Below are 24,329 nucleotides of genomic sequence, written 5' to 3' on the forward strand. Positions count from 1 at the left end.
GCCCGGCCTTTTCGTGATCAGCAGCAGAAAGAACAACAGTTATGTCCCGTGGCGTATTTGACCCCCGTTATGAAGATCTTCCGGCAAGAATTCCCGTGTTCCCTCTGACCGGAGCCCTTCTCCTGCCAGGAGGGCAGATGCCCCTGAATATCTTTGAGCCGCGTTATCTGTCCATGATTGATCACGCTTTGTCCCATGACAGGATCATCGGGATGATTCAACCTGCTCATGCCGGCAAGGAAGGCCACGAGCACGAAAGTATTGATGATGGAGCCGCCCCGCTTTATTCCGTTGGCTGTGCCGGTCGAATCACGACCTTTGGTGAAACGGATGATGGCCGCTATGTCATCTCCCTCAAGGGGCTTGTCCGGTTTGAAGTGAGCAGTGAAAAACTGACCGAAGAGGGCTTTCGGGTGATTGAAGCCGATTTTTCCTCCTTCAGGGCTGACATGCTGGAAGAGGGGGAGGACGATAAAAATCTGGACCGCGATCGTCTCCTGTCTGTTTTGTCCGGCTATTTTGAAGCCCAGAATATCCAGGCTGACTGGGATGCGATCAAACAGACGGAAACACACCGTCTGGTAAACTCCCTTGCGATGATCTGCCCCTTTTCACCTGTGGAAAAACAGGCCATTCTGGAAGCACCCAATCTGAACATGCGTGCCGATGTCATGGAAGTCATCATGGAGATGGCTCTGCATCAGGGATCTGGTAAAAGCTCCTAGTCTGTACTAAGAAGAAATCCGCCCGATCCGGCAGGAACTGAATGGAATGAAACCAATGAATGATCAAACCCGCCTCGATCCCAGATTGCTGGAAGTTCTGGTTTGTCCTCTGACCAAGGCTCCGCTTGATTATGATGCGGATGCGCAGGAGCTGATCTCCCGTCAGGCCAGTCTGGCCTATCCGATCCGCGAGGGGATTCCGATCATGCTTGTGGATGAAGCGCGTTCTCTGGAGTCCTGAGGGATGGCGATTGCTGAAGAAAACAGCCATGACGCTGATTCACAGATCCGGGTGACTGATCTGGCCTATCTTTCTGCAGAAAAGATTCTGAAGGTCAGCTTCAATACCGGTGAAGTCTTTTTGATTACCGCAGAGCTGTTGCGGGTTGAAAGCCCCTCGGCAGAGGTTCAGGGGCATTCTTCCGGTGAAAAGAAAACAATCGCTGGCAGAATGCACGTCGGAATCATCAATATCGAGCCTGTTGGCAACTATGCGGTAAAGATTGTTTTTGACGATTTGCACGATACCGGCCTCTACTCGTGGCAGTATCTGTACAAACTGGGTCGGGATCAGGAACAACTCTGGTCCGATTATCTGGCATCTCTGGAGGAAAAGGGCTTGTCGCGTGATCCTTCCGGATCAATCGGAGCCAGCCCGACAGTCCATTGAGACTTGTCTTTTTGGTAAGAGCTTCTTAAATGATGGCAGCGCAGACTGAATCCCCGGGGCAGTCTGTTCCCCTCCAAGCTATGAAAGTGCCGCCTGTGGTTCAAGAATCAGCACAACGTGATGAAGCATCACCGCAACTTCTCAATGCCGTGGAACGCGCCATGGCAGAGATGCGACGCGGAGTCCCTGTTCTTGTTTATGAGGAAGATCAGGGGTGCGCGCTGATTCAGGCTGCCGAGACCGCGAGTGATCAGGCTCTGGATCATATGAAAGCCCTTGCCGGGGGCAATGAGCCTTCGCTGGTTCTGACAGCACGGCGGGCTGCCGCAATCGGAATCGATGAAGCCAAATCCATGATTCATGGCCGTGAGGCAACCGGGGATGTGATCGGTTTTGATCTGGCCCAGATGCCGGTTGAGCAGATTTCCTGTCTGGTTGATCCCCTGCACGATCCTGCCGGACGCAATCTGATTCACGAGGAACTGCTGAGTATTCCGCTGCCCGAGAAGGTGGCCCGCAATGCTGTACAGCTGGTCAAGCTGGCCAGCCTTTTGCCTTCCGTGCTGTTTGCAGATCTTTCTTCCCTGTCACTGGACGGGCCGGGACTTGAAGCCTTTGCAAGAAAGCATGACCTGCTTTTCGTTTCTGCCTCCGAGATCGCGCGTTACAGGGCTGCGTCTGCCTATGCCCTGAAACGCGTTGCCACGGCGCGGGTGCCGCTGGAAATTGCTGAAAAGGTTACCGTTGTTGCCTTCCGCCCAACGGGTGGAGGTGTCGAGCACATGGCTCTTCTGGTTGGTGATCCCAAGCCGGGTGAACCCGTTCTGGCACGTCTGCATTCGGAGTGCTTTACAGGAGACCTGCTGGGAAGTCTGCGGTGTGACTGCGGGGATCAGCTTCGCGGTGCAATTGCAGCGATGGACCAGGCCGGGGCCGGAGTTCTCCTTTATCTGTCACAGGAAGGCCGGGGAATCGGTCTGATGAACAAGCTGCGGGCCTATGAACTCCAGGATCGCGGCTCTGATACCATGGAAGCCAACGAGCTTGTGGGTTTCGATCCGGATGAACGGATCTATATTCCGGCTGCCGAGATTCTGCGTCAGCTCGGTTTCGATGCCGTTCGCCTGATGACCAATAATCCTGACAAGGTTGCCGAGCTTAAACAGTGGGGTGTGAATGTGGTCGAGAGGGTTGAACACTTCTTCCCCTCCAACGGTCACAACGAGTTCTACCTCAAGACCAAGGTTGAACGCTTCGGTCACATGATCTGAGGGTTTTGTTTCCGGGGCCGGTTTTCGTCTGTCCACCTGTTAGTCCATCTGTCAGGGGCTGTCTCTATTGACCCGCGCTTTTGCGCGCCCTAGATTCAGAAAGCAGGAACAAGACAAGCAAAGAGCATCACGGTGACGGATTCCACGCACAAGCAGGTTTTGAACAGCGTTCTGGAAGACATGAACGACAGATCGCGGGAGATCTTTCGCAAGGTCGTTGATGCCTATGTCGGAACCGGTGAACCTGTGGGCTCCAGAACTCTTTCCAAAATGGCCGGGCTGAATGTCTCTGCGGCCACAATCCGCAATGTCATGGCTGATCTGGAAGACATGGGGCTGCTGTTTTCCCGCCACACCTCTGCAGGGCGACTGCCGACCGACCTGGGGCTGCGCATGTATGTGAACGGTTTCATGGAATATGGAAGCCTGAGCCCGCAGGAGCGCGAGGATATCGAAGATCGCTGCAACTCCGGTGGCCGGTCCATGTCGGAAGTTCTGGAGACAGCTTCCGGCCTTATTTCCGGCCTTTCGAGCTGTGCCGGTGTTGTTGTTGCCCCGAAAATGCAGGAACCCCTCAAGCATCTCGAGTTTGTATCCCTGGGGCCGGGGCGGGCACTTGTTGTGCTGGTGACAGCCAATGGGGAGGTGGAAAACCGGGTGATCGAGCTGCCGCTGGGATTGCCGCCCTCGGCGCTGATTGAGGCCGGAAACTATCTGTCTGCCAGACTGATCGGTCGAACGCTTGAAGAGGCCATCGAGGCGATCAGACTTGAACTTCAAAGGGATCGGGCGCAGCTGGACCATCTGGCTGCAAAGGTTGTGGAACTCGGCATCGTGACCTGGGCCAATGATGAAATGGGGGATCCCAGAGGCGCCCTGATTGTAAAGGGGCAGTCCCGGCTTCTGGGGGATATTACGGCTCTGGAAGATCTGGAAAGGGTCCGTCATCTCTTCACAGCCCTTGAAAAAAAGGAATCATTGATCAAGTTGCTTGATATGACCAAAGCTGCAGATGGCGTTCAGATCTTTATCGGATCGGAAAACGAACTGTTTGCCCAGGCCGGGTGTTCTGTAGTAATGGCCCCTTATAAGAATGCCCGGGAACAGGTTGTCGGTGCAATTGGTGTGATTGGTCCTACGCGGATTGACTATGCCCGCATCATCCCCATGGTGGATTACACGGCCAAGGTTCTCGGACGGATGATCGGATAGCTCTCCGGTTCCGAACGGGACAGCAGAGTCAAAACTTCTTATGGATTGAGTAGAAAACGAATGTCAGACACGGAAAAGCAAACTGCAGAACAAGAGAACGAAACTCTGAACGAGCAGGAAGAGGTTCTCGAGGATCTGGTCGCAGAGGAAGAGCAGCTTGAAGAAGGCGGTGAAGCTGCCGCTGACATTACGGCGGTGATTGCTGCGCTGGAAGCTGAAAAGGCGGATATGAAGGACCAGATGCTGCGGACCATGGCAGAAATGGAAAACCTTCGCGCCCGCACCAAACGCGAAAAGGAGGATGCGGCCCGCTATGCTCCGCAGAAGCTGGTTGTTGACCTCCTGGAAGTCATGGACAACCTGCAGCGTGCAGTCCAGTCCGTTCCTGCCGATGCCGTTGCCGAATCAGAACAGCTCAAGACCCTGCTGGATGGCGTCACCATGACCAGTCGCTCCATGATTCAGGCTTTTGAAAAGCACGGCATCAAGGAAGTCGAGGCACTGGGGCTTCGTCTTGATCCGCACCAGCATGAGGCTCTTTTCGAGGTTCCGGACCCCAACACGCCGGAAGGCACCGTTGTTCAGGTCATGCAACCCGGCTTCAAGCTGCATGATCGTCTGTTGCGTCCGGCGCGTGTCGGTATTGCCAAGGGCGGTCCGTCACAGCCGGCTCCCGAGAAAGTCGACACAAGCGCCTGATTCCTCTCGACAGGCTCTGACAGGCAAAAGCCCGGCTCAGGCCGGGCTTTTTTGTGGAATGGGGTTCCTGATTCTGAATGTGATCAGTCGCAGTCAATGTAGCTGCAATCATCCCGGTTCGGGTTGATGTTTCTCATCAGGGTACGTCCGGTTTCACCGATCACACGGGTGAAGGCTTCGGTTCCCGGTTTGTCTGCCGGCAGAAGGCGGCCCCGCAAATAGGACAGGGCGTGTGTGTCCCTGCACAGAGCTGCACCAATGACAACATCACCGTTTGAAGAGGCCTTGCTGAAATCCAGTTCCTCTTCTTCCAGAGAGCAGATCTGTATGGGATTCAGGTTCACAGGTGCATCAATAATGTAGCGCAGCTTGTATCTGGAATGGCTTTTTGAAGAGCTTTCGAAACGGGTGACGATCCACTTCGGGCCATGTTTGTTCAGCGCAGCGGTGACGGCCTGTTCTGTGGCTTGCTGTGTGGTCTCGTCCTGAACCAGCACTTCAACATTCACTGTGCCACTCAGGGCAGCATTCTGGGCTTCGGAAGCCGAGTAACCACCGGAATAGGACACAGGATTGAGCGTGCTGACAGAGCTGCAGGCCGCGAGGGCGCCTGATACAGCAAGCAGAGGCAGAAGCTTGGACATTTTCATAATGCTATCCCTTTGAAACGCTTTTCAGGTTTCGAGATGGTTATGGTTGCTGGATTTCACCACACAAAAGTCTGTGAGGATGCGGATTATTCCTCAATGGTAAAATGAGCCTGATTGCCAATTTTGCCAAGGAGCGAAACCAGATCATCCTTTTGAAGGGCAATGCAGCCTTCTGTTCCGGAAAAGTCTGCTCTGGCAAGATGCAGGAAAATTGCCGAGCCTTTTCCGGGGACGACCGGATCGTCGTTGTGCCCCAGAATGCCGATGATGTCGTAGGTGGCATCTTCACGCCAGAGCTTTTCGTGGCCTGACTGGCAGGGGATGGCAACCGGCTTGTTGTAGGAGGGATCAGCAGGGTCGTCACACCAGCCATCGCGCTGGCAGAGCGGAGAGCAGCGCAAACCATCCGGCAGGAAATCCCGGTTTTCGGGTGCAATGCGATCAGGACGGAAAAGAATGTTGCGGAGCGGCCATGTGCCAAGCGGTGTTTTTCCGTCACCCTCTTCCTTGTCACCGGCTGCAACAACGCCGTTTTTTCCAATGGAGCAGGGCCAGATATCCTGACCGCAAACGGCAACCCATCCGGTAGGGCTTTCAGTTTTGTCTTCGGATTGGAGAGGTCTGATAAAAATGTCCATTGTAAAAACAGTTCCTGCGCAGAGCGTGCCTTGAGAGTGTCAGGAGGTTTATGCCTCCCTGACCACGGACTGGCAAGATATGATCCGTCCTACAGTGAATTGGTCAGTGTTGAGCTGTTGACCTTGAGAGCTTCGTACTGATCAAGATTTCGCAGCATTTCTGTCGCGATGTCATCCGGCGCAGAGAGTCTGATCTGATTGGCTGCCTTTTGATAGTGTTTGCTGGCCGCCTGTGAAGCCGTGTTGTCCCTGATCGCCGGATCGCTTGCAGTCGCTGGTGCGACGGTTTGCCGGACAGAGTCACTGACTGAGTCTTTCAGGAGGGGACGGGTGGACTGAAAGGAAGGGGATTGCACCTGGACTGTGTTGACCAGGCTGTTGCTGCCGGGTTGCCTCAGATTAAACCACTTTTGACCGTTATCGACGAAGTAGTTCGCATTTCGGGCCGTTGCTGTTCCCTGCTCGTGAGGCTGTGTGAAAGCGGCCAGAGTTGGCGCAAGCCGGGGTTCTGTTGCCGTTGTGCTTGCAGGACTGACGCCAGGAGCAGCTTCTGTCTGCCCGCCCGGAGCGACTGTCGCAGGTTGTTGCCGTGTTGTCTGAAGATCACGGTAAAGTGCCGCCAGTGCATCCTGCCCTTCGTAGGCAAAGGAGGAACTGTCTGACGGAGAGCCCGATGCAGAGGCTGTTGCCGTTGGCGGTGTGGATGCCTGTTGCGGGGCAGGCGGAACCGCTGCTACGAGATCTTCCGCCGGAAGGCTGTTTGTCGGAGCTGCCCTTGCTGTTTCCTGACCGGTGACTGCATTGTTTCGAGCAAGCAGGGGACCGTTTTCAGGCTCGTCATCGCCAAACAGCGCGCTGGTAATGTGTTCACCGATATCCTTGCCGGTTGTGTCTTCTGTAATGGCATTGATGATCGAGGAAACAGCGCCGGGGACTCCGCCGTAAAGAGCACCACCAAAAATCCGGCTCGTCGGGTGAAGCTCGTCCCCTGTTATTTCTCTGTAAATGGTTGAAACAACAGGAATGTGCTGAAGGGGATTGATGATGTCCAGAAAGTCGAAAAAGCCGAACTCGTTGTTTTCGTCCTGATCAGCCGCTGTCTGGACTGCTGTTGGGTTGGCTGATTCAGGTGCCGGAGCTTTCGGGTTCCCGTTCTTCAGCTCTTTGCTCAAGGCAGCCTCCTGCCGCGCTGCTTCCTGCAACTGGGCAATAAAGGGTGCAGAGATGGGAACATCCTGTAGGGAGTCGCTCTTTGGTGCCTGACCCTGTGTCCGGGACGCAACAGACAAGGCGCTGGAATTCAGGGGAGCCGCCAGATTGGGTGCAGACTGATTTCCATTGTAAAACAAAGGCTTTTGCGACGGTGATACAAGCTCGGTCACGGAAGACATCCTGTCTCGGGTTTGTTGAGTTGTTCCTGAGGCCCAATGCCTCCCGTCTTTATAAGCAAACCTTGTGCCATTCAGGGTTCGGAAAGGGGCTGGTCGGAATTATCCGCAAGGACAGTCCCGATCCGGCAATGTCTCTGGACGACAGGGGGGCCGTGCTGTAGCTTCCGCACTCAGCAGTGTTCCCTCGCAGGAACCGGAGATCGCCCAGTTGCAGCTATAGTCAGGACAAGAAATGTCAAACGAGACCGCGAATACCAGTGGCCGCCCTTCAGGCCGTTCCCTCGACCAGATTCGTGAAGTGTCTATCGAAACCCGTGTCAACAAACATGCCGAGGGCTCCTGTTTGATCAGGTTCGGGGATACCCATGTTCTCTGTACTGCGACCATTGATGATTCAACGCCGCCCTGGCTGCGCAATTCCGGCAAGGGATGGGTGACTGCTGAATACGGAATGCTGCCACGTTCCACTCACGGACGCATGAATCGCGAAGCTGCAAGGGGAAAACAGTCTGGCCGGACCCAGGAAATCCAGCGTTTGATTGGCCGTTCCCTTCGTGCCGTGACAGACATGACAGGCTTTGGCGAGCGGCAGATCAAGATTGACTGCGATGTTCTGCAGGCTGATGGTGGAACACGGACAGCATCCATCACGGGCGGTTTTGTTGCGTTGCATCTGGCCTTTCAAAAACTTGTGGCACAGGGTGTCATTGAAACAGTTCCGCTGATTGACAATGTTGCTGCGATCTCCTGCGGTCTCTTTGAAGGCAAAGCCGTTGCCGATCTGGACTATGACGAGGATTCCAATGCCGGAGCGGACGCCAACTTCGTTCTGACCGGAGGGCTGGGCGTTGTCGAGATTCAGGGCACGGCCGAAGACAAGCCTTTCACACGTGCAGAGTTCAATGAACTGCTTGATCTGGCCGAAGGCGCGATCAAAGTCCTCGTTGAAAAGCAGAATCAGGCCTTGGGCCTTTAATCCAGAGGCAGTGATCCCATGACCCGCCCAATTGGTGAAAAGCTTGTTATTGCCACACACAATGCCGGAAAGCTTCGCGAGATTCAGGCCTTGATGCAGCCTCATGGCATTGCAGTTGTCTCCGCTGGTGAGCTTGATCTCCCGGAACCGGAGGAAACAGGTCTGACCTTTGCGGCCAATGCTGAAATCAAGGCGGTAGCTGCTACGAAGGCTTCCGGCCTTCCTGCTCTTGCCGATGATTCCGGGCTGGCGGTTGCCGCGCTGGATGGAGCGCCCGGAATTTACTCGGCGCGCTGGGCTGGTCCGCAAAAGGATTTCGGGCTGGCGATGAGCAAGGTGCAGGACGCGCTGGAACAGGCTGCCCGAAAAGGCAATGAGGATCGTTCTGCGGCCTTTGTCTGTTCGCTTTGTCTGGCTATGCCTGATGGAGCTGTCCGGTTTTTCGAGGGGCGGGTTGAGGGCGAAATCGTCTGGCCTCTGCGCGGTGAAGGCGGGTTTGGCTATGATCCGGTCTTCCAGCCGGAGGGTGAAAGCAGAACCTTTGGTGAAATGCCGTCAGAGGACAAGCAGTCCATGAGTCACCGGGGCCGTGCCTTTGAACAGATGGTTCAAAAGCTGTTCGGATAAGTGTCAAATGAGTGGACAGGGAGCAGAGGCGCACAAACAGTCCGAGCCATTTTCTGCCGTGCAGAGAGGGTTCGGCGTTTATGTCCACTGGCCCTTCTGCAAAAGCAAGTGCCCCTATTGCGATTTCAACAGCCATGTCCGGGAAACTGTTGATCACAGCAGGTGGAAGGACGCTCTGGTCAGGCAGATTGATTCAGAAGCGGAACGTTTGTCCGCACAGGGCGGGACAGGGCGTGTTCTCGGGTCCGTTTTCTTCGGGGGAGGAACGCCGTCCCTGATGGAGCCGGACACGGTGGCCGCTGTGATTGATCGCATCCGGCAGCACTGGCCGGCAAGGAATGATCTGGAAATCACCCTTGAAGCCAACCCGACCTCGGTTGAATCAGATCGCTTTGCGGCTTTTCGGGATGCCGGCATCAATCGCGTTTCGCTGGGTGTACAGTCTTTTCGGTCCGAAGATCTGGGATTTTTGGGGCGGCAGCACTCTGTGGAGGATGCGCAGAAGGCTGTGGCGCTGGCCGGAAAGCATTTTGAGCGCTTTTCCTTTGATCTGATCTATGCCCGTCCCGGTCAGGAGAAGACCTCGTGGCAGAAAGAGCTGAATGAAGCGCTGGATTTTGTTCTGGATCTGGGAGGCGCCCATCTCTCCCTCTATCAGCTCACTGTCGAGGAGAATACCCCCTTCCATGCGGCGCGCAGACGTGGTGAACTGATCGAGCTGGATCCGGATCGGGCGGCCAGCCTCTATGAACTGACCTGTGAAACCATGACAGGGCGGGGGCTTCCGGCCTATGAAGTCTCGAACTTCGCCAGACCGGGAGAGGAAAGCCGCCACAATCTGGTTTACTGGCGGTATGGTGACTATCTGGGGATCGGTCCGGGCGCCCATGGTCGTCTGACTCTTCTGGGAGGACCGGGACAGACCGGACGAAAGCTGGCAACGCGCCAGCATCGTGCGCCGGAAGCGTGGCTGGAATCTGTCGAGCAAGAAGGCGATGCCAGCCGCGGCAATGAATGGCTGGGCGATCAGCAGCGTTTTGAAGAGATGCTGATGATGGGGCTGCGTCTTCAGGAGGGAGTTGCACTGGAGGCCATTGTCGGGGAAACCGGCAGGGCGCTGGAGGACTGGATCCAACAGAAGCCTCTGGAACAGCTTGTTGCTGCAGGTTATCTGAGCAGGGATGATCAGGGTATCCGGGCCAGTGAAGAGGGGCGTGAACGACTGGACGCCATTCTGGCCCATCTGCTGGGTGACGGATAGAAAAGCGTTCTGAAACAGGAAAAGAAAACAATGTTGAACATGAATCTGGGCAAGGTGGATTTTGATCGGGCGGCAGGAGTGATTCTCGCACAGGCCAGACTGTCCCGCGATGAACTGGCCCAGGCCGATTTCGAGAGTCTCCGCCCACGCCTGAACGAGGATATCGAGCGGATGGTGCGCACGCTGACCTTCAAGTGGAAAGGCTGCATTGAGCTGATCGAGGCGCTGGAGAACCATCCGGTGGTTCAGGCCGCCGGAATCAAAGGATTGCCGGAGAGTTACAGGCTGGAGAAGCTGGAAGGTCCGAAAGGCGATGAAGGCCTCCTGTTGACCGAGACGGCGCAGAACATGGCGCGGGCCATGATGCACACGGCCATCCGTTCAAGACTCGGATAGCCGGTATGTCGCTGCCCTTTACGACAGAGCAAATCAAATCTGTGGATTTCTGGCGGGACTTTGCGCCGGAACTGACCTGTTCCGCTCAGCGTCTGTCTGTCAGGGAGCTTGCCCTGTCGGAGGAAGACCTTGATGCTGTGTCGGAGGGTCTCTGGGATGAGGGCTATCTTGCTCTGCCTCCGCTCTATGATGAAAGCGAGCTGGCGCCTGTCCGGGTTGTGATGGAGAGACTGTATCAGGCAGGGCTGCCGCAGGTCTTTGTCTATCTCTATGATGAAGTCTGGACGCTTTTTTTGAGAGCGCAGCCCTTGCTGTCGCGCTTTCTGGGGGAGCGCTATCGCGTCCTTCCCCATTTCTGGGCGTGGTATATTGCACCGGGAAAGGGGCGGGGCTGGCCGCCGCACCGTGATTCAGCCGATCAGTCTGTCGTGGACATTGCCGGGCTTGAAATGCTGGTTTCGCTGACACTCTGGCTGCCTTTGACAGAAGCGACACCGCACAACGGATGTATGTCCGTGCTGCCACTGGATCGCGAACGGGCTGCCGGGGGGCCCTTCCCGGATGCTTCGCAACTGCCCCATCAGTCTGTTGTGGCGCTGCCTGCCGGGCCGGGTGCCCTGATGGGATGGCGACAGGATCTGTGGCATTGGGGCGGTGCATCCGGTCCCAGAGCAAAAGCTCCGCGGTTGTCGCTGTCCCTTGAGTTCCAGAACGGGGCGCTTGATCCCCTCTGTGAACCGCTGTTTGACCCTGCCCGACCTCCTGCACCACAGGAGCGTTTGAACTTGATCCTCAAACAGTTTGCCAAGTATGGACACATTGAATCCATACCGGAGGAACTGGTGCAGCTGGGGAAAGAAAAGGCCTGATGCAGTCTAGCGGCTGGCGATCGCGACGGCAGTGCCGATCATGGCTGTTCCGGTGAAGCGGTTGAGCATCCTTACGGCCTTTGGCTTGCGAAACAGGGTGCGCACAGAGCTGGACAGGACGGCGTAACCGACCATGACGGAACTCAGACAGACCGTGACGATGGCACAGACCTCCAGAATGCCGGTCAGACCCAGTGTCGGGATGTCCACAAAAACGGGCAGAAAAGCCATATAGAACAGAATGGCCTTGGGATTGGATGCCGTCAGGAGCCAGCCGGTGCTCATGGCGCGCCATGCTCCCTTGTCGCTGACAGCCATGTCATCCAGTGTCTGTGCCTTGCTGCGCAAGGCCTTGTAGCCGATATAGACCAGATAGCCTGCCGCAAGAAACTTCAGAACAGCGAAGAACTCGCCCATTGTTGCAGCCAGTGTCGCGAGGCCGGAGACAGCGATCGCAACAAGTGTCAGATCACCACAGACCATTCCGATGATGAAGGGCAGGTTGCGTTTGAAGCCCAGAGCCAGCGCACGACTGATCACTGCAAAAACACCGGGACCGGGGGTGGCCATGGCGATGATGCAGGCAATCGACAGGGTGAGAACAGTTTCCCAGCTCACGGTTTCAGACTCCATTCTTCAAACAATGGGCAGAGCTTATCTGCAAAAGACATTCTGATCCACGGAAGTATTGTCTTGTGACAATCTGCTGCGGAAGCAGGAAAGCGGATGAAATGTCCATCCGCTTTCCCCTTCTGTATCAGGCCTTTGACGCCTTGTTGGCTTCTACTGCGCCGGGCAGGTCATCGTGATAGTGGCGGAAGTAGTCTGTTGCGACACCGTATTGCGGGTCTTCGATGACATTGACTTCAACCAGATCGGCAGACTTGTTGAGCAGGTGGTGACAGTCCTGGCTGAGATGGACCAGATGAACGGTCTTGCCATAGCGGCGATAGCGTTCGGCAAGGGCGTCGATGGCTTCCAGACCGGAGTGATCCCAGACACGGGAGTTCCGGAAGTCAATAATGACATCGTCTGCATCGTTGCGCGGATCGAAAAGCTCGCTGAAGTTTGCCACCGAGCCAAAAAACAGCGGACCAGAGAGGGTATAGGTTGTGTGCTGGCCGTCCCCTGTGGTTTCAATCCGGGCAGAGACCTGCTTGGCTGCGTTCCAGGCAAAGACGAGGCTGGAAACGATCACACCTACAACAACCGCGATGGCAAGGTCTGTTGCGACTGTGACCGAGGTCACCAGAACGATGACAAGGGCATCGGCCTTGGGAATGCGGTGCAGGATTTTCAGGCTTGGCCACGCAAAGGTGCCGATCACGACCATGAACATCACACCCACCAGCGCAGCCAGCGGAATCAGTTCAATGTAGCTGGAAGCAAAGAGGATGAAGATCAGCAGAAAGACGGCTGCAACGGTACCGGAAAGGCGGTTGCGGCCGCCCGAGCGGATGTTGATCATGGATTGCCCGATCATGGCACAGCCACCCATCCCCTGAAAGAAGCCGGTGATCAGGTTGGCAACACCCTGGCCCACACACTCCTGTGCAGTGCTTCCCTTGGTTTCGGTGATGTCGTCAATCAGCGTCAGGGTCAGCAGGGATTCAATCAGGCCGACAGCGGCCAGAATGACGGAGTAGGGCAGGACAATCCAGAGTGTTTCGAGTGTAAGGGGAACAGCCGGAATGTGGAATTCGGGAAGCCCGCCTGCGATGGAGGCAAGATCGCCAACAGTCGGAGTGTTCAGATCCAGACCGATCACCAGTGCAGAGATCACGATGATTGCAGCCAGTGCAGAGGGGATGGCCTTGGTGAACTTTGGCAGGAAGTGAATGATACCCATGGTCACGGCAACCAGACCGAGCATCAGATAAAGCACTTCACCTTCCAGCCATGAGCCGCTGGAATCCTTGAACTGTGTGAGCTGGGCCAGGAAGATCACAATGGCCAGTCCGTTCACAAAACCCAGCATGACCGGATGGGGGACGATGCGAATGAACTTGCCGAGGCGGAAAACGCCCGCGAGGATCTGGATGATCCCCATCACCACGACAGCCGCAAAAAGGTATTCGGGACCGTGCTGAATGACGAGGGAGGCGATCACGACGGCAAGGGCACCGGTCGCACCGGAGATCATGCCCGGGCGCCCACCCAGCAATGACGTGACCAGCCCCACGATGAAGGCAGCATAGAGGCCGACCAGCGGATGAACATTTGCAACGAAGGCAAAGGCAACGGCTTCCGGCACAAGGGCCAGAGCAACGGTCAGGCCTGAGAGGACGTCGGCCTTGAGGTTTCTCTTATCCAGAAAGGAGTAGTTTTTCATCAGACTTATATCCCGTCTTTTGTCTGGGATCGAAATTTTGCGCCGACCCGTTCAGCTGTGTTGTCTTCTGCCAAGGGGGCACTTTGACGCGCTGTGTAACAGATTTGGACAGCAGCCGAAACCCCGCGTTTTGCAGGGCAGCCTTCCAAATTTTCATAACCGTATTTTACGGGAGTGTCGCCGGGGCCTATTGGGGAACTGTTTCCCCGTTTGTCACCGGAGCTTCGGATGTTGTCCCGGAGCCTGCCGGGAACTGTTCGGCCACTGGCAGGCTTGCAGGTGCTTCCTCAACCACTTCAACGGCATCGCGCTGCAGTGTCAGGACAGGCAATGCACGTTCCACCTGACCGTCTGTGTTGAGGCGGAAATAGCCGTTGATGCCTGTAAAGCCTGCAGAACGGGTGAGCATTTGCCTGCTGAAATCGACAGGCACTGCCCGGCTTTCTGCCGAGCGCGCCATAATGGCAGCCATAGCCATGGCATCATAGGCAAGCGCTGCCAGTCGGGGTGCATTGTCGCCGTAGACAAGACGATAGCGCTCGGAGAAAGTCGTCCAGTTCTTCGGGGAATAGCCGGCAAACCAGCTGCCTGTCAGCGTTGGCTCACGTCCCAGACGCGGGTTGTCCCATTGTGCCGTGCCGAGATAGCGGACAACCCGGGGATCAACATCATAGAAGTTGAGCAGCGGAGCCAGAGTGAGCAGATCACGACCGGAAGCGGCAACCAGAATGGCCTCGAAGTCCGGTGGATTGAGAGTATCACGGCCTTTCAGACGGTTCAGAGCACGTTTTGCGGCGGCTGTGCCTTCTGCGTTCAGTGCCCTGCGGCGCGCCTTGAGTTCAGCATTGCGCTGGTCAAAGTTTGCAAGGGCCTTGATAGTCTCGCGCTGATCCTGGGCACCGGGAAGATAGAAGGTGTTCCTGACAAGAAAGCCTCCGGATTTGTTCACAGACTGTGACATTGCACTGGAGATTCTGTTTCCGAAGGCATTGGACGGTGCCAGAAGGGCAAAGCGGCTCAGGCCCTGTTCACGGGCATAGCTGACGACGCGGTCGATCTGCTGCTCCGGGGTGAGGCCGAGCAGGTAGACATCATCACCGGCGACAGCGATGTCGTTGGAAAAGGCCATAACAGAGACACCGGCCTGGCGGGCAACGGGAGCAACTGCAGTGACGGACTGCCCGAACAGGGGGCCAATGATGAGTTCCGCGCCTTCACTGACGACTTCCTCTGCGGCGCGTCGGGCGCGCAGTGCACTGCCTGCCGTATCGCGAATGATCAGCTCGAAATTTTCAGTGGCGTGATCAAAAAGTGACAGCTGTGCGGCATTCATCAGGGCCTGCCCCGCAGCGGAAGCACGGCCTGACAGGGGCAGCAACAGGGCGACCCTGGTCTTCCGGGGACCGGAAACAAGGGGCTGTTCCTCAGAGTCTGTTGTTTCTGGGAAAGCGTCCGGAAGCTCTTCGGAAGGAGCCGTGTCGGGCAGCGTTTCCTCGGCGGCTGTGGTCTCTTCTTGCGGGGGCGTGGTGGTTTCAGTAGGCTCTGGGCGCGGTGTTGGCGCACAGGCGGCAAGAATCAGGGTTGCTGTGGCAAAAAGGACTGGAAGACGGCCTTTTGTCGAGACAGCCCGAAGGATATGAAGAGTGTTCAGAAGAGCCTGCAAGGTTCCTGTTCCGCTTTCAAACAAAGTGCACCAGCTGATCAAACGACCAGATTGTTCATGAGTAGAGTATGACAGACAAAAATCGACTGATTTCCCCCGGCCTTGATCAGGACGGTGAGTACAGTCCACCCGGACCTGAACCAGCACTCTACCTTGTTGCAACACCGATCGGCAACCTGGGTGATATAACAGATCGCGCAAAAAAGCTGTTGCAGCAGGCTGATGTTATAGCCTGCGAAGACACACGCGTCACTGGAAAGCTGTGTCAGGCCTGGAACCTGAAGGCTCCGATGATTGCCTATCACGAACATTCTGCCGCCAGGGTGCGTCCCCAGATCATTGAACGGATCAAAAAAGGCGAGGTTGTGGCCCTTGTGTCGGATGCCGGCACTCCGCTGGTTTCAGATCCGGGCTACAAGCTTGTGCAGACGGTAATCGAGGAAGGGCTGGAGGTCACAGCACTCCCGGGTGCCTCGGCGCCGACAACGGCCCTGCTCCTGTCCGGCTTGCCATCAGACCGCTATTTCTTTCATGGCTTTCTCCCGAACAAATCAGGCGCCAGAAAGAACGCACTGGATGAAATCAAAACCGTTCCTTCGACGCTGATCTTTTTCGAAGGACCCAGCCGTCTGGCTGATTCCCTGGCCGATATGGCGGCTGTGCTGGGAAATCGCCCTGCTGCTGTAGCGCGGGAGTTGACCAAGAAATTTGAAGAGGTCAGGCGCGGTCCCCTGGAGGAACTTGCAGACCATTACAGGGCCGGCGGGAATCCCAAAGGAGAGATCGTTGTGGTTGTCGGGGCTCCCCTGGTGCGGGATGAAGGGCTCAGCGAGGAAGAACTGGATGCGGAGCTCAAAAAGGCCCTTGAAGGCGCGAGTCTCAAGGATGCTGTTGCCTCCGTTTCCGGTGCGCTGGGCTTGCCCCGCAAGCAGGTTTACAAGAGAGCGCTGGCGCTGATCAAGGGGGATGGCGGGTAAAGGCTGTGAGACAGGGACGGAATCAGGGAGACACCGGTACAAGGCAGGAACGCTGGAAGCGTGGTCTGCGGGCGGAAACCCTTGCGGCCCTCTATCTTGTGTTGAAAGGTTATCGCCTTTTGGGAAAACGCTACAAAACGCGGGTTGGCGAGATTGACCTTGTCATGCAAAAGGGTCAGGTGCTTGTTTTTGTTGAAGTCAAGGCCAGAACCACGCATGAAGAGGCCCTGCAGTCGATCGGAACCGGACAACAGCAGCGTATCATGAGAGCGGCACAGGCCTTTGCGGCCGAGAAAGCTCTTCTTTCTGCGGGAAAGGAAGCTCTTGCACAACGCTATGATGTTGTGACCTTTTCAGACAGGGGCTGGTGGGGTTTGTCATGGCCTCGCCATATTGTCGATGCATGGAGAGAATAGAGATAGGGTTTTCCCTATCTTCTGAAACAGGAAATGAAAGACCGAAAGTAAAGAGAATGATGCGACCTTTCCGGATGATTGGAACTCTTGTTTTGATAGCGCTTGGAACAGCGGCCTGCACGCCGATTGGCGCGGCTGTTGGTGCGGCAGCAACAGCGGGAACCGTTGCTGCACAGGAACGCTCGACGGAAAAGGCCATTTCAGACAGCCAGATTGTGCTGGGGATCAATGAGAGCCTGTTCCAGTATGACATTGAAACATTCCGCAAGGTTTCCGTGACCTCCCATGAAGGGCGCGTGCTTTTGAACGGTGTTGTCAAAACGGAAGAGGCGCGTGGTCAGGCTGTCAGGCTGAGCTGGCAGGTGGCCGGGGTGCGCGAAGTGATCAACGAACTGGAAGTCAACACCAGCGGAGACCTGCTTGATTCGGCGAACGATGTCTGGATTTCAACCCAGTTGCGCAGCAAGCTTCTGTTTGATGGCGAGGTCACTTCGGTCAACTATGCTGTCAATACGACCAATGCGAATGTCTACCTGCTGGGGATTGGGCAGAATCAGGAAGAGGTCAACAGGGTTATTGCCCATGCCCGGGATGTTCCCTATGTGCGTCGTGTTGTAAGCTATGTCGTCCTGAAGGATGATCCTTCCCGTCTGCAATAGTCCGTCATTGCACACCTTTTCATCAGGGACAGAGCCCATGTCTGAAGAAGCTACCTCCTTTGCAAACCATCTGGATGCCGTCGGGCAGCATGGGGATGAGGCTGTCGAACTGCTGGCAACAGCCCTGGTGCTGGGAGCACACAGGCCTGATCTTGCAGAGACGAGTGAGGATATTGAACAGGCGCAGACTGTTGATCTGACACCCTATATCCAGCATGGTGAAGAGCTTGTCGAAGCGGCAAGGGATCTTTTGCAGCAGGAGGTGGCAGGATCGCCGGAGCTGGATGACCTCCTGAGCGTGGTCAATGCGGTTCTCTATGACCAGTTCAGCTATCAGGGCGATACGGAGAATTATGACTCGCTGGACAACTCCTCCCTGCTCTCGGTGATTGACCGCCGCCGTGGCTTGCCGATTTCCCTGGGCATTCTCTACATTCACCTGATTCGGGCCCTGGGAGGGTCTGCCGAGGGTCTGAATTTCCCGGGTCACTTTCTGCTGTCTGTTTCTGCCGGAGGGCAGAAGGTCGTTGTGGATCCCTTCCACGGAGGGGAAAGACGTCCCCTGTCATGGCAGAGGGCCATGCTCAAGCATACACTTGGTCCGGAACAGCCCCTGTCTTCCGAATACACCCGTTCCATCAGTGACCGGATGATTCTTCTCCGGCTTCAGAACAACATCAAGATCCGGTTGCTGGAAGCAGAGCGTGTTGATGCGGCACTGTCCATCCTCAACACCATGATTCGCATGGCGCCCACAGAAGCTGTATTGTGGAGGGAGGCTGCTAACCTGCAGTCGGAACAGGGCAATGTCTTTGCGGCGCGGCAATCCCTGCAGACCTTTATGACGCTTTCTGAAGACCCGACAGCTGTCATGGAAGCAGCAACCGTTTTGCAGAATCTTTCCAGGCAGCTGCATTAAGGTCTTGAAGACGGCCCTGTCAGGCACAATACTCCGGATGAGAACCTATCGATAAGTAGACCGGACAGCTTGTTCTGTTCCCGGTTGTCCGAGGAAAGATCAGAGACCATGACCCTTCGCGTTGCCATTCAGATGGATCCTGTCAGCACAATCCAGATTGATGGAGACAGTTCTTTTGTCCTGGGGCTGGAAGCCCAGAAACGTGGCTATCAGGTCTATCACTATCTTCCCCGGGACCTGTCGATGCACGGGACGCAGGTTGTTGCGCGGGCCAGACCGGTGACCTTCCAGAGAGTGGCAGACAATCCGGCCATTCTGGGTGAGCCGGAGATCGTTGATCTGGCCGAGGATATCGATGTGATTCTGATGCGTCAGGACCCACCTTTCGATATGTCCTACATCACGGCAACCCATCTGCTGGATCACGTGCATCCCCGGACACTGGTTGTGAATGATCCGTCCTGGGTGAGAAACTGCCCGGAGAAGCTTTTCATCACAGAGTTTCCCGAACTGATGCCCCCCACTCTGATTTCCTCCGATCCCCGGGCGATTCACGATTTCCGTGCAGAGCACAGGGATATCATTGTCAAACCGCTTTATGGCAATGGAGGCGCAGGCGTTTTCCATATCAAGCCGGATGACGAGAACCTGAATTCCGTACTGGAGCTGTTTGACAATCTCTATCGTGAACCGATTATTGCGCAGGCCTATCTGCCTGCTGTGCGTCAGGGTGACAAGCGTATCATCCTGATTGACGGGGAGCCCGCCGGAGCGATCAATCGCGTGCCGGCCGAAGGTGAGGCGCGATCCAACATGCATGTGGGTGGACGTGCGGATGCCAGTGGACTGACCGAGCGTGACCGTGAAATCTGCGCCCGGATCGGGCCGACCCTGAAAGAGCGGGGGCTGATCTTTGTCGGGATTGATGTGATCGGGGATGTCATGACGGAAATCAATGTCACATCACCAACCGGTATTCAGGAAATCAACCGCTACAATGGCGTCACACTGGAAGCGGATATCTGGGATGCAATCGAGGCCCAGCTTAACGCGGGCTGATGACAATCCTGTCAACATCCAGATAGCTGTTCAAACGGGAAAGCGACAGCTTTGCCTCTCCGTCGGTAAAGGTGATTTCCTCACCCTTCTTGAGACTCCAGCTCAGTGTCTTCCCCTCAACTGAAGGAGCAGGTGAGGCTGTCAGAATATTGTCTGTAGCATCCTGAATCAGGGAAATTTCCAGAATCAGGTCATCCTGTGCCTTCAGCTTCCTGACCCATTCGCGGCTGTAACGGTGCCCGACATAGTGCCAGTAGGCGGATATGTTGTTGTTTGAACCACCGGACATGATGTCTGCAATGCTGGAATCAAGCTGGCCAATTGTGATGGTTTGTCCGTGGAGTGCAGGCAGGCTGTAATCCAGAATCAGGTTATCTCCCTGGGCGGCCATCTTGACGGACGCAAAGCTCTGATAGAAAGAGGCATCGCTCCCGTCGGAAAGAAGCCGGAAGACCTCGTCGGGGTGCTGTCCCTTCCGGATCAGTTGCTGCGCGTGAGCCGGTGAAATCAGCTGTCCTGCTTCTGTGTCAACTGCAACAAGACCGAAGAAGGGATCAAGAAAAAGCTGATCGCCATTGTCCCTTTCAAGGATCAGGGCGGAGTGCCCGCCTCCTTCAGCCACCATGTCCCACTGACGGCTTTTGTATCCCAGTTGCTTGAGAACAAAGGTCAGCTGGCTTGCAGCATTGTTGCATTCACCCCTGTTGAAGAGCATCTCCATGACACCATTGGGCAGTCTGATCCAGTCCGGGAGGCGGTGATTGGTGACAAAACGTGCGGCAATGATTTCGGGATAGTTTGAGTGGGTGGTTTGTTCAAAGTTGTCAAAAACCAGACGGGTCAGGTGTGTGAAATCCTGATCGGACAGATCATCTGCGTTTTCGAGTTCCAGAGCCTGAATGATCTGGTCTGCCTTTTCTCCGGCTTTGGAGATCATGATATGGCGACCGATCATCAGGGTAGCAAAACCCGTGATTCCTGCAATCAGGGTTGCCTTGAGAAACAGCCGGAAGAACCTTCGGGCAGAGAGCATACGGGTTTGAGTCCTGATTCCAGTTGGCTTTTCCTGCCGTGGTTTGATCAGGCAGGCTTTTGTACGCGCCGCATTGTAATGTTCACACGTCCGCTTGTCTTCAGAAGAGTGTTTGTGTCGGGATAGATTTTATCAATGCCGTGAAAGCAGTGACGGGCTGTCCCGTCCAGTATCACGATATCGCCTGATTCAAGTCTGATGGATTGCGTGCGATCCCTGCGGTTGGGACCACCGATCCTGAACAGTGCCGTATCGCCAAGGGAAATGGAAAGAACGGGGGCGTTTTTGTCCTGTTCATCGGCATCCTGATGCAGACCCATTCTGGCGTCGGGTTCATAGAAATTGATCAAACAGCTTTCGGGTGGCGCAGGGTAGCCTGCCAGATCATCCCAGAGTTTCAGAAGGGATCCGGGGATCGCGGGCCAGTCCCTGCCGGTCCGGGGGTGCCGTGGTTCGTAACGGTAGCCGCCCTTTTGATCTGTGTACCAGCCGAAGGATCCAAAGCTGCTCATTTTCACAGACATGGGTTTGCCCGTTCCGGGCATGACAGGTTGAAAAAGGGGAGAGTCCCTGAGACCCTCCCTGATTTCATCGAGCAGATTTTCCTGTGCTTCCCTGTCCAGATAGCCGGGCAGAAAGCGGAAACCTTCTGGAAAGCTGTTTTGTTTCAATGGACCTCCGAAAGGCCGGGATTCAGTATCGTTTGTTCAGGATATGTCGGCGCTTTTTCTCAAAGTAGCGCTTTTCCCTGTGCAGATCCTTATAGTAGGCCGAGATCCGGTGGTCTGCACGTTTTTCATACTTTCTGTAGTATTTGTGCTTCTTTTTGGAGTGGTGTCTGCTTTTGTAGCCGTGATCACCAATGCCGTACCGGATCCGCAGTTTGTGGAGGTCGTGTTCCAGTCCCTTTTGCAGAAGGTGTACGTTGTAGCTGTGCTCGTGCCTTAGTTTTTTCAGTTTGTGGCGCTGTTTCTTTGAAAGCTTGCGGCCGTGACTGTGGTGCTTTTTGTAGTATGGCTTCTTATAGCTGTGATGCGTTTTGCGGGAATAGTCCCGGTCACCGTAATGGGGATCCTGATGGCGTGATTCCCTGTAAATGCGTTTGGCTGTGTAGACGATAACGTCTTCCACAACATTTTCGTAGGCATTGTTGTGGTTGTACTGACCGGCGTGACCCGCCTGTGGCAAGAGCATCAGAGGCGTGAAAGCAATCAGGGCAAAAACAAAAGAGTGAATGCGTTTCATATCCAAACCTTTCAGTGAAGTTACAGGTAAGGATATGGAGGCTCAAAAGCAGCGGAAATAGGGCAGAACCCAACACATTCGGACACAAATACTTTACATAACGTCTCTGTGAAGAACCGGGTTTCAGTTGTGATCGTTCTGACACAGAAAAACCACAGGCTTTTACAGATGCTTTTACTTGGGGTTTATTGTCAGCTGTAGCGTTTGGCCGTTCTGACACAGAGGAGAACAGCGCCTGTGACCAGAATCATGGCCCAGCTGATGGTCTCGTTCAGCAGCAGGGCAGCCAGCATCAGGCCCATGAAGGGTTGCAGCAGCTGGAGCTGTCCAACGGAAACAATGCCGCCCTGCATCAATCCGCGATACCAGAACACAAAGCCGATCAGCATGCTGAAAAGGGACACATAGGCGAGGCCAAGCCAGGCCGGCATCTGAACATGTGAGAAGCTCGCTGGCCAGAACCACAGCAGAAGTGGCGCAATTACGGGCAGAGCAATGACCAGTGACCAGGAAATGACCTGCCATCCGCCAAGCTTGTGTGACAGGCGCGCTCCTTCGGCATAGCCCAGACCACACAGCAGAATTGCGATGATCATCAGGCTGTCACCGATGAGAGAGACAGCCTGATCCTGCGACAGGGCAAATCCCACCACAAGTGCGCTCCCTGACAGGGAAAAAATCCAGAAAGCGGGATGGGGTTTCTCCTGATTGCGCAAGACCCCGAACAGGGCTGTCGCAAGGGGAAGCAGCCCTATGAAGACAAGGGAGTGGGCCGAGGTAATGTGCTGCAGGGCATGGGCTGTCAGAAGAGGAAAGCCGATCACGACACAAAAGGATGTGACCATCAGCGCTGGAAGGTCTTCCCGGGCGGGTTTGGCTTTTGAAAAGAGCAGGAGGAGAACACAGGAAATCAGCGCTGGCGTTGCTGCACGGGCAAGGGTGAGGAAGACAGGGTCGAAGTCCCCGACGGCAACGCGGGTTGCCGGCAGGGAGCCACTGAAGATCAGAACGCCGATAAATCCGTTGAGCCAGCCTTGTGTTGTTGTGTTCATTTCTTGTCCTCCGTTCCCTGTCGGCATAGCTTGCGGTTGCGCGATGTACCAGTTACAGTTCAGTACAATTTTGCAAAACTGTACTGATTCAAATGGCAATACAGATGGAACACAAAGCAGAGATTCACAGGCAGGAAGGAACGCGTGTCGAGCAGGTTGTCTCCCTGATTCAACAGAGAATCTCCTCACGATCACTGGCACCGGGAGCCCGGCTTCCGTCCATTCGAAGTCTGGCCGGAACACTGGGTTTTTCCAATTCAACAGTGGTTGAGGCCTACGATCGTCTGTCAGCGGAGGGTGTGATTCTGTCCAGGCGCGGGTCGGGCTTTTATGTTGCCGGGCATCTTCCGCCCCTTTCGCTTGCCGATCTGGCGCCACGGCTGGACCGTGCTGTTGATCCGCTCTGGGTGTCAAGGCAGTCGCTGGAGGCGGATGAGGGTTTTCTGAAGCCCGGTTGTGGCTGGATGCCACCGGGCTGGATGCCGGAGGCTTCCATTCGCAAGGCCTTGCGGACGATCTCGAGGGGGGATGAAAGCCTGCTGGTCGACTATGCAACACCTCTGGGGTCGCTGCCTCTGAGGGGGCTGTTGGCACAGCGGCTGATCAATTCCGGGCTGGATGTTGTCCCGGATCAGATTCTTTTGACGGATTCAGGAACACAGGCCATTGATCTCCTGTGCCGTTTCCTGATTGAGCCGGGCGCGACGGTTCTGGTGGATGACCCCTGCTATTTCAATTTTCACGCGATTCTCAGGGCACACAGGGCAAGGGTTGTCTCGGTTCCCTTTACCCCGGCAGGACCGGACCCGGATGCCTTTGCCCAGGTGCTGAAAGAAGAACGACCCAGGCTTTATATCACCAACACCGCTCTGCAGAACCCCACTGGAGCAACTCTGTCACCCGTGATCGCCCACAAAATCCTCAAGCTGATCGAGGATTCCGGGATGATTGTGGTCGAGGATGACACCTTTGCGGATTTCGAGCATGAAACCGCGCCGCGGCTGGCGGCCTTTGACGGGCTGGAACGCGTGATTCACATCGGCTCCTTTTCCAAGCGTCTTTCAGCTTCTGTCCGGTGCGGCTACATCGTGGCCCGGCCGGACTGGGTCGAGGGGCTTGTTGATCTGAAAATCGCGACGACCTTTGGTGCGGGGAATCTCTCGGCCGGACTGATTCACACTGTTTTGAAGGATGGAAGCTATCGCAGGCACATGGAAAGTCTGCGCACCCGGCTGGCCCGCTCCATGGGAGAGACAAGGCAAAGACTCGGAGCTGTCGGGATCAGACCCTGGATCATGCCAAAGGGGGGAATGTATCTCTGGTGCCAGCTTCCGGACGGTGCTGATGCCGCCGATCTGGCCCGCAAGGCCCTGAGCGAGAACATCGTTCTGGCACCGGGGAATGTTTTCAGTCAGTCCAGCTCTGCCAGCGGATTTCTGCGCTTCAATGTGACCCAGTCTTCCGATCCGCGCATCTATGAGGTTTTAAAGCGGCTCATGGCATAGCAAAAGGCGTTCTTTAAGCCGATTTTTGGTGCTTTTTTCCCTTTTTCATTCTTGCAGAGCATGAAGAGGCTGCATATATATCCA

The 24,329-nt window shown here is 55.6% G+C and carries 27 protein-coding genes; 17 read left to right on the plus strand and 10 right to left on the minus strand.

The features are described 5' to 3' along the window. Nucleotides 1–41: 41 nt before the first annotated feature. The 6 genes from AAAH10_RS13460 to grpE all read left to right on the plus strand — a co-directional run bounded on the left by AAAH10_RS13460 (nucleotide 42) and on the right by grpE (nucleotide 4,577). Nucleotides 42–725, plus strand: coding sequence for an LON peptidase substrate-binding domain-containing protein (locus AAAH10_RS13460; RefSeq protein WP_343564433.1), 684 nt, complete (start codon nucleotides 42–44; stop codon nucleotides 723–725). Between the two features lie 55 nt (nucleotides 726–780). Further along, nucleotides 781–966, plus strand: a complete 186-nt coding sequence (locus tag AAAH10_RS13465; protein ID WP_343564434.1) for a Trm112 family protein — start codon at nucleotides 781–783, stop codon at nucleotides 964–966. 3 nt (nucleotides 967–969) lie between these two features. Continuing rightward, nucleotides 970–1,395, plus strand: a complete 426-nt coding sequence (locus tag AAAH10_RS13470) for a gamma-butyrobetaine hydroxylase family protein (protein ID WP_343564436.1) — start codon at nucleotides 970–972, stop codon at nucleotides 1,393–1,395. 95 nt (nucleotides 1,396–1,490) lie between these two features. Next, a complete protein-coding gene (gene ribA / locus AAAH10_RS13475) occupies nucleotides 1,491–2,666 on the plus strand; it encodes a GTP cyclohydrolase II (protein WP_343564438.1) in 1,176 nt (391 codons plus the stop codon). A 180-nt stretch (nucleotides 2,667–2,846) separates the two neighbouring features. Further along, nucleotides 2,847–3,878 carry a heat-inducible transcriptional repressor HrcA gene (hrcA, locus tag AAAH10_RS13480; RefSeq protein ID WP_343564627.1) on the plus strand — a complete coding sequence of 344 codons (1,032 nt, stop codon included), beginning with the start codon at nucleotides 2,847–2,849 and terminating at the stop codon, nucleotides 3,876–3,878. Between the two features lie 60 nt (nucleotides 3,879–3,938). Next, nucleotides 3,939–4,577, plus strand: a complete 639-nt coding sequence (gene grpE, locus AAAH10_RS13485; RefSeq protein ID WP_343564440.1) for a nucleotide exchange factor GrpE — start codon at nucleotides 3,939–3,941, stop codon at nucleotides 4,575–4,577. 83 nt (nucleotides 4,578–4,660) lie between these two features. Here the strand turns inward: grpE and AAAH10_RS13490 are convergent, their stop codons facing one another. The 3 genes from AAAH10_RS13490 to AAAH10_RS13500 form a co-directional block, all read right to left on the minus strand. Next, a complete protein-coding gene (locus AAAH10_RS13490; protein WP_343564442.1) occupies nucleotides 4,661–5,227 on the minus strand; it encodes a hypothetical protein in 567 nt (188 codons plus the stop codon). An 86-nt stretch (nucleotides 5,228–5,313) separates the two neighbouring features. Continuing rightward, nucleotides 5,314–5,865 (minus strand): L,D-transpeptidase family protein, encoded by a 552-nt coding sequence (locus tag AAAH10_RS13495; protein WP_343564444.1) that lies wholly within the window; start codon nucleotides 5,863–5,865, stop codon nucleotides 5,314–5,316. Nucleotides 5,866–5,954: 89 nt separating this feature from the next. Further along, on the minus strand, nucleotides 5,955–7,247 hold the full coding sequence (locus AAAH10_RS13500) for a hypothetical protein (RefSeq protein WP_343564446.1): 1,293 nt from the start codon (nucleotides 7,245–7,247) through the stop codon (nucleotides 5,955–5,957). A 241-nt stretch (nucleotides 7,248–7,488) separates the two neighbouring features. Here AAAH10_RS13500 and rph point away from each other — a divergent pair, with 241 nt between their 5' ends. From rph to AAAH10_RS13525, 5 genes are read left to right on the plus strand one after another with little or no spacing between them, the layout of a single operon-like run. Further along, nucleotides 7,489–8,232: a ribonuclease PH gene (rph, locus tag AAAH10_RS13505; RefSeq protein WP_343564448.1), complete on the plus strand. Its 744-nt coding sequence runs from the start codon at nucleotides 7,489–7,491 to the stop codon at nucleotides 8,230–8,232. 18 nt (nucleotides 8,233–8,250) lie between these two features. Continuing rightward, a complete protein-coding gene (rdgB, locus tag AAAH10_RS13510; protein ID WP_343564449.1) occupies nucleotides 8,251–8,859 on the plus strand; it encodes an RdgB/HAM1 family non-canonical purine NTP pyrophosphatase in 609 nt (202 codons plus the stop codon). Nucleotides 8,860–8,866: 7 nt separating this feature from the next. After that, nucleotides 8,867–10,120 carry a radical SAM family heme chaperone HemW gene (gene hemW / locus AAAH10_RS13515; protein WP_343564451.1) on the plus strand — a complete coding sequence of 418 codons (1,254 nt, stop codon included), beginning with the start codon at nucleotides 8,867–8,869 and terminating at the stop codon, nucleotides 10,118–10,120. A gap of 30 nt (nucleotides 10,121–10,150) precedes the next feature. Beyond that, nucleotides 10,151–10,516 carry a hypothetical protein gene (locus AAAH10_RS13520; RefSeq protein WP_343564453.1) on the plus strand — a complete coding sequence of 122 codons (366 nt, stop codon included), beginning with the start codon at nucleotides 10,151–10,153 and terminating at the stop codon, nucleotides 10,514–10,516. Between the two features lie 5 nt (nucleotides 10,517–10,521). Then, nucleotides 10,522–11,385, plus strand: a complete 864-nt coding sequence (locus AAAH10_RS13525) for a phytanoyl-CoA dioxygenase family protein (RefSeq protein ID WP_343564455.1) — start codon at nucleotides 10,522–10,524, stop codon at nucleotides 11,383–11,385. 6 nt (nucleotides 11,386–11,391) lie between these two features. Here AAAH10_RS13525 and AAAH10_RS13530 read toward each other — a convergent pair whose 3' ends face one another. The 3 genes from AAAH10_RS13530 to AAAH10_RS13540 all read right to left on the minus strand — a co-directional run bounded on the left by AAAH10_RS13530 (nucleotide 11,392) and on the right by AAAH10_RS13540 (nucleotide 15,380). Then, a complete protein-coding gene (locus tag AAAH10_RS13530; protein WP_343564457.1) occupies nucleotides 11,392–12,003 on the minus strand; it encodes a LysE family translocator in 612 nt (203 codons plus the stop codon). A 139-nt stretch (nucleotides 12,004–12,142) separates the two neighbouring features. Beyond that, the gene (locus AAAH10_RS13535) at nucleotides 12,143–13,717 is read right to left on the minus strand and encodes a SulP family inorganic anion transporter (RefSeq protein WP_343564459.1); all 1,575 of its coding nucleotides are present in this window, start codon (nucleotides 13,715–13,717) and stop codon (nucleotides 12,143–12,145) included. A gap of 187 nt (nucleotides 13,718–13,904) precedes the next feature. Next, entirely contained in the window at nucleotides 13,905–15,380 is a 1,476-nt protein-coding gene (locus tag AAAH10_RS13540) for a penicillin-binding protein activator (RefSeq protein WP_343564461.1), read from the minus strand. Nucleotides 15,381–15,448: 68 nt separating this feature from the next. Between AAAH10_RS13540 and rsmI the strand changes: the two genes are divergently transcribed. The 5 genes from rsmI (at nucleotide 15,449) to gshB (ending at nucleotide 19,410) form a co-directional block, all read left to right on the plus strand. Then, nucleotides 15,449–16,357, plus strand: coding sequence for a 16S rRNA (cytidine(1402)-2'-O)-methyltransferase (gene rsmI / locus AAAH10_RS13545; protein WP_343564463.1), 909 nt, complete (start codon nucleotides 15,449–15,451; stop codon nucleotides 16,355–16,357). 5 nt (nucleotides 16,358–16,362) lie between these two features. Next, a complete protein-coding gene (locus tag AAAH10_RS13550) occupies nucleotides 16,363–16,773 on the plus strand; it encodes a YraN family protein (protein ID WP_343564465.1) in 411 nt (136 codons plus the stop codon). Between the two features lie 56 nt (nucleotides 16,774–16,829). Further along, nucleotides 16,830–17,432, plus strand: coding sequence for a BON domain-containing protein (locus AAAH10_RS13555; protein ID WP_343564467.1), 603 nt, complete (start codon nucleotides 16,830–16,832; stop codon nucleotides 17,430–17,432). 37 nt (nucleotides 17,433–17,469) lie between these two features. Further along, nucleotides 17,470–18,351, plus strand: a complete 882-nt coding sequence (locus AAAH10_RS13560) for a SirB1 family protein (protein ID WP_343564469.1) — start codon at nucleotides 17,470–17,472, stop codon at nucleotides 18,349–18,351. A gap of 108 nt (nucleotides 18,352–18,459) precedes the next feature. Further along, nucleotides 18,460–19,410 carry a glutathione synthase gene (gene gshB, locus AAAH10_RS13565; protein ID WP_343564471.1) on the plus strand — a complete coding sequence of 317 codons (951 nt, stop codon included), beginning with the start codon at nucleotides 18,460–18,462 and terminating at the stop codon, nucleotides 19,408–19,410. On the opposite strand, the gene AAAH10_RS13570 is transcribed toward gshB, so the two are convergent. The 4 genes from AAAH10_RS13570 to AAAH10_RS13585 all read right to left on the minus strand — a co-directional run bounded on the left by AAAH10_RS13570 (nucleotide 19,397) and on the right by AAAH10_RS13585 (nucleotide 22,740). Beyond that, complete coding sequence (locus AAAH10_RS13570) at nucleotides 19,397–20,443, minus strand: hypothetical protein (RefSeq protein WP_343564473.1); 1,047 nt, start codon at nucleotides 20,441–20,443, stop codon at nucleotides 19,397–19,399. The genes gshB and AAAH10_RS13570 overlap by 14 nt on opposite strands. A gap of 47 nt (nucleotides 20,444–20,490) precedes the next feature. Next, nucleotides 20,491–21,114, minus strand: coding sequence for an alpha-ketoglutarate-dependent dioxygenase AlkB family protein (locus AAAH10_RS13575; RefSeq protein ID WP_343564475.1), 624 nt, complete (start codon nucleotides 21,112–21,114; stop codon nucleotides 20,491–20,493). A gap of 22 nt (nucleotides 21,115–21,136) precedes the next feature. Further along, nucleotides 21,137–21,688, minus strand: coding sequence for a hypothetical protein (locus AAAH10_RS13580; RefSeq protein WP_343564477.1), 552 nt, complete (start codon nucleotides 21,686–21,688; stop codon nucleotides 21,137–21,139). 191 nt (nucleotides 21,689–21,879) lie between these two features. After that, the gene (locus AAAH10_RS13585) at nucleotides 21,880–22,740 is read right to left on the minus strand and encodes a DMT family transporter (protein ID WP_343564479.1); all 861 of its coding nucleotides are present in this window, start codon (nucleotides 22,738–22,740) and stop codon (nucleotides 21,880–21,882) included. Nucleotides 22,741–22,844: 104 nt separating this feature from the next. On the opposite strand from AAAH10_RS13585, the gene AAAH10_RS13590 reads away from it, so the two are divergent. Further along, a complete protein-coding gene (locus AAAH10_RS13590; RefSeq protein ID WP_343564481.1) occupies nucleotides 22,845–24,245 on the plus strand; it encodes an aminotransferase-like domain-containing protein in 1,401 nt (466 codons plus the stop codon). The last annotated feature ends 84 nt before the right edge of the window (nucleotides 24,246–24,329 follow it).

Origin of the sequence: Carbonatibacter coralli (assembly GCF_039592655.1) — a bacterium.
GTDB lineage: Bacteria > Pseudomonadota > Alphaproteobacteria > Kiloniellales > Kiloniellaceae > Carbonatibacter > Carbonatibacter coralli.

Coding starts and splice junctions, on each gene's coding strand:
- AAAH10_RS13460 (WP_343564433.1), top strand. CDS start 42: ATGTCCCGTGGCGTATTTGACCCCCGTTATGAAGATCTTCCGGCAAGA.
- AAAH10_RS13465 (WP_343564434.1), top strand. CDS start 781: ATGAATGATCAAACCCGCCTCGATCCCAGATTGCTGGAAGTTCTGGTT.
- AAAH10_RS13470 (WP_343564436.1), top strand. CDS start 970: ATGGCGATTGCTGAAGAAAACAGCCATGACGCTGATTCACAGATCCGG.
- hrcA (WP_343564627.1), top strand. CDS start 2,847: ATGAACGACAGATCGCGGGAGATCTTTCGCAAGGTCGTTGATGCCTAT.
- grpE (WP_343564440.1), top strand. CDS start 3,939: ATGTCAGACACGGAAAAGCAAACTGCAGAACAAGAGAACGAAACTCTG.
- AAAH10_RS13490 (WP_343564442.1), bottom strand. CDS start 5,227: ATGAAAATGTCCAAGCTTCTGCCTCTGCTTGCTGTATCAGGCGCCCTC.
- AAAH10_RS13495 (WP_343564444.1), bottom strand. CDS start 5,865: ATGGACATTTTTATCAGACCTCTCCAATCCGAAGACAAAACTGAAAGC.
- rph (WP_343564448.1), top strand. CDS start 7,489: ATGTCAAACGAGACCGCGAATACCAGTGGCCGCCCTTCAGGCCGTTCC.
- rdgB (WP_343564449.1), top strand. CDS start 8,251: ATGACCCGCCCAATTGGTGAAAAGCTTGTTATTGCCACACACAATGCC.
- hemW (WP_343564451.1), top strand. CDS start 8,867: ATGAGTGGACAGGGAGCAGAGGCGCACAAACAGTCCGAGCCATTTTCT.
- AAAH10_RS13520 (WP_343564453.1), top strand. CDS start 10,151: ATGTTGAACATGAATCTGGGCAAGGTGGATTTTGATCGGGCGGCAGGA.
- AAAH10_RS13525 (WP_343564455.1), top strand. CDS start 10,522: ATGTCGCTGCCCTTTACGACAGAGCAAATCAAATCTGTGGATTTCTGG.
- AAAH10_RS13535 (WP_343564459.1), bottom strand. CDS start 13,717: ATGAAAAACTACTCCTTTCTGGATAAGAGAAACCTCAAGGCCGACGTC.
- rsmI (WP_343564463.1), top strand. CDS start 15,449: ATGACAGACAAAAATCGACTGATTTCCCCCGGCCTTGATCAGGACGGT.
- AAAH10_RS13555 (WP_343564467.1), top strand. CDS start 16,830: ATGATGCGACCTTTCCGGATGATTGGAACTCTTGTTTTGATAGCGCTT.
- AAAH10_RS13560 (WP_343564469.1), top strand. CDS start 17,470: ATGTCTGAAGAAGCTACCTCCTTTGCAAACCATCTGGATGCCGTCGGG.
- gshB (WP_343564471.1), top strand. CDS start 18,460: ATGACCCTTCGCGTTGCCATTCAGATGGATCCTGTCAGCACAATCCAG.
- AAAH10_RS13570 (WP_343564473.1), bottom strand. CDS start 20,443: ATGCTCTCTGCCCGAAGGTTCTTCCGGCTGTTTCTCAAGGCAACCCTG.
- AAAH10_RS13580 (WP_343564477.1), bottom strand. CDS start 21,688: ATGAAACGCATTCACTCTTTTGTTTTTGCCCTGATTGCTTTCACGCCT.
- AAAH10_RS13585 (WP_343564479.1), bottom strand. CDS start 22,740: ATGAACACAACAACACAAGGCTGGCTCAACGGATTTATCGGCGTTCTG.
- AAAH10_RS13590 (WP_343564481.1), top strand. CDS start 22,845: ATGGAACACAAAGCAGAGATTCACAGGCAGGAAGGAACGCGTGTCGAG.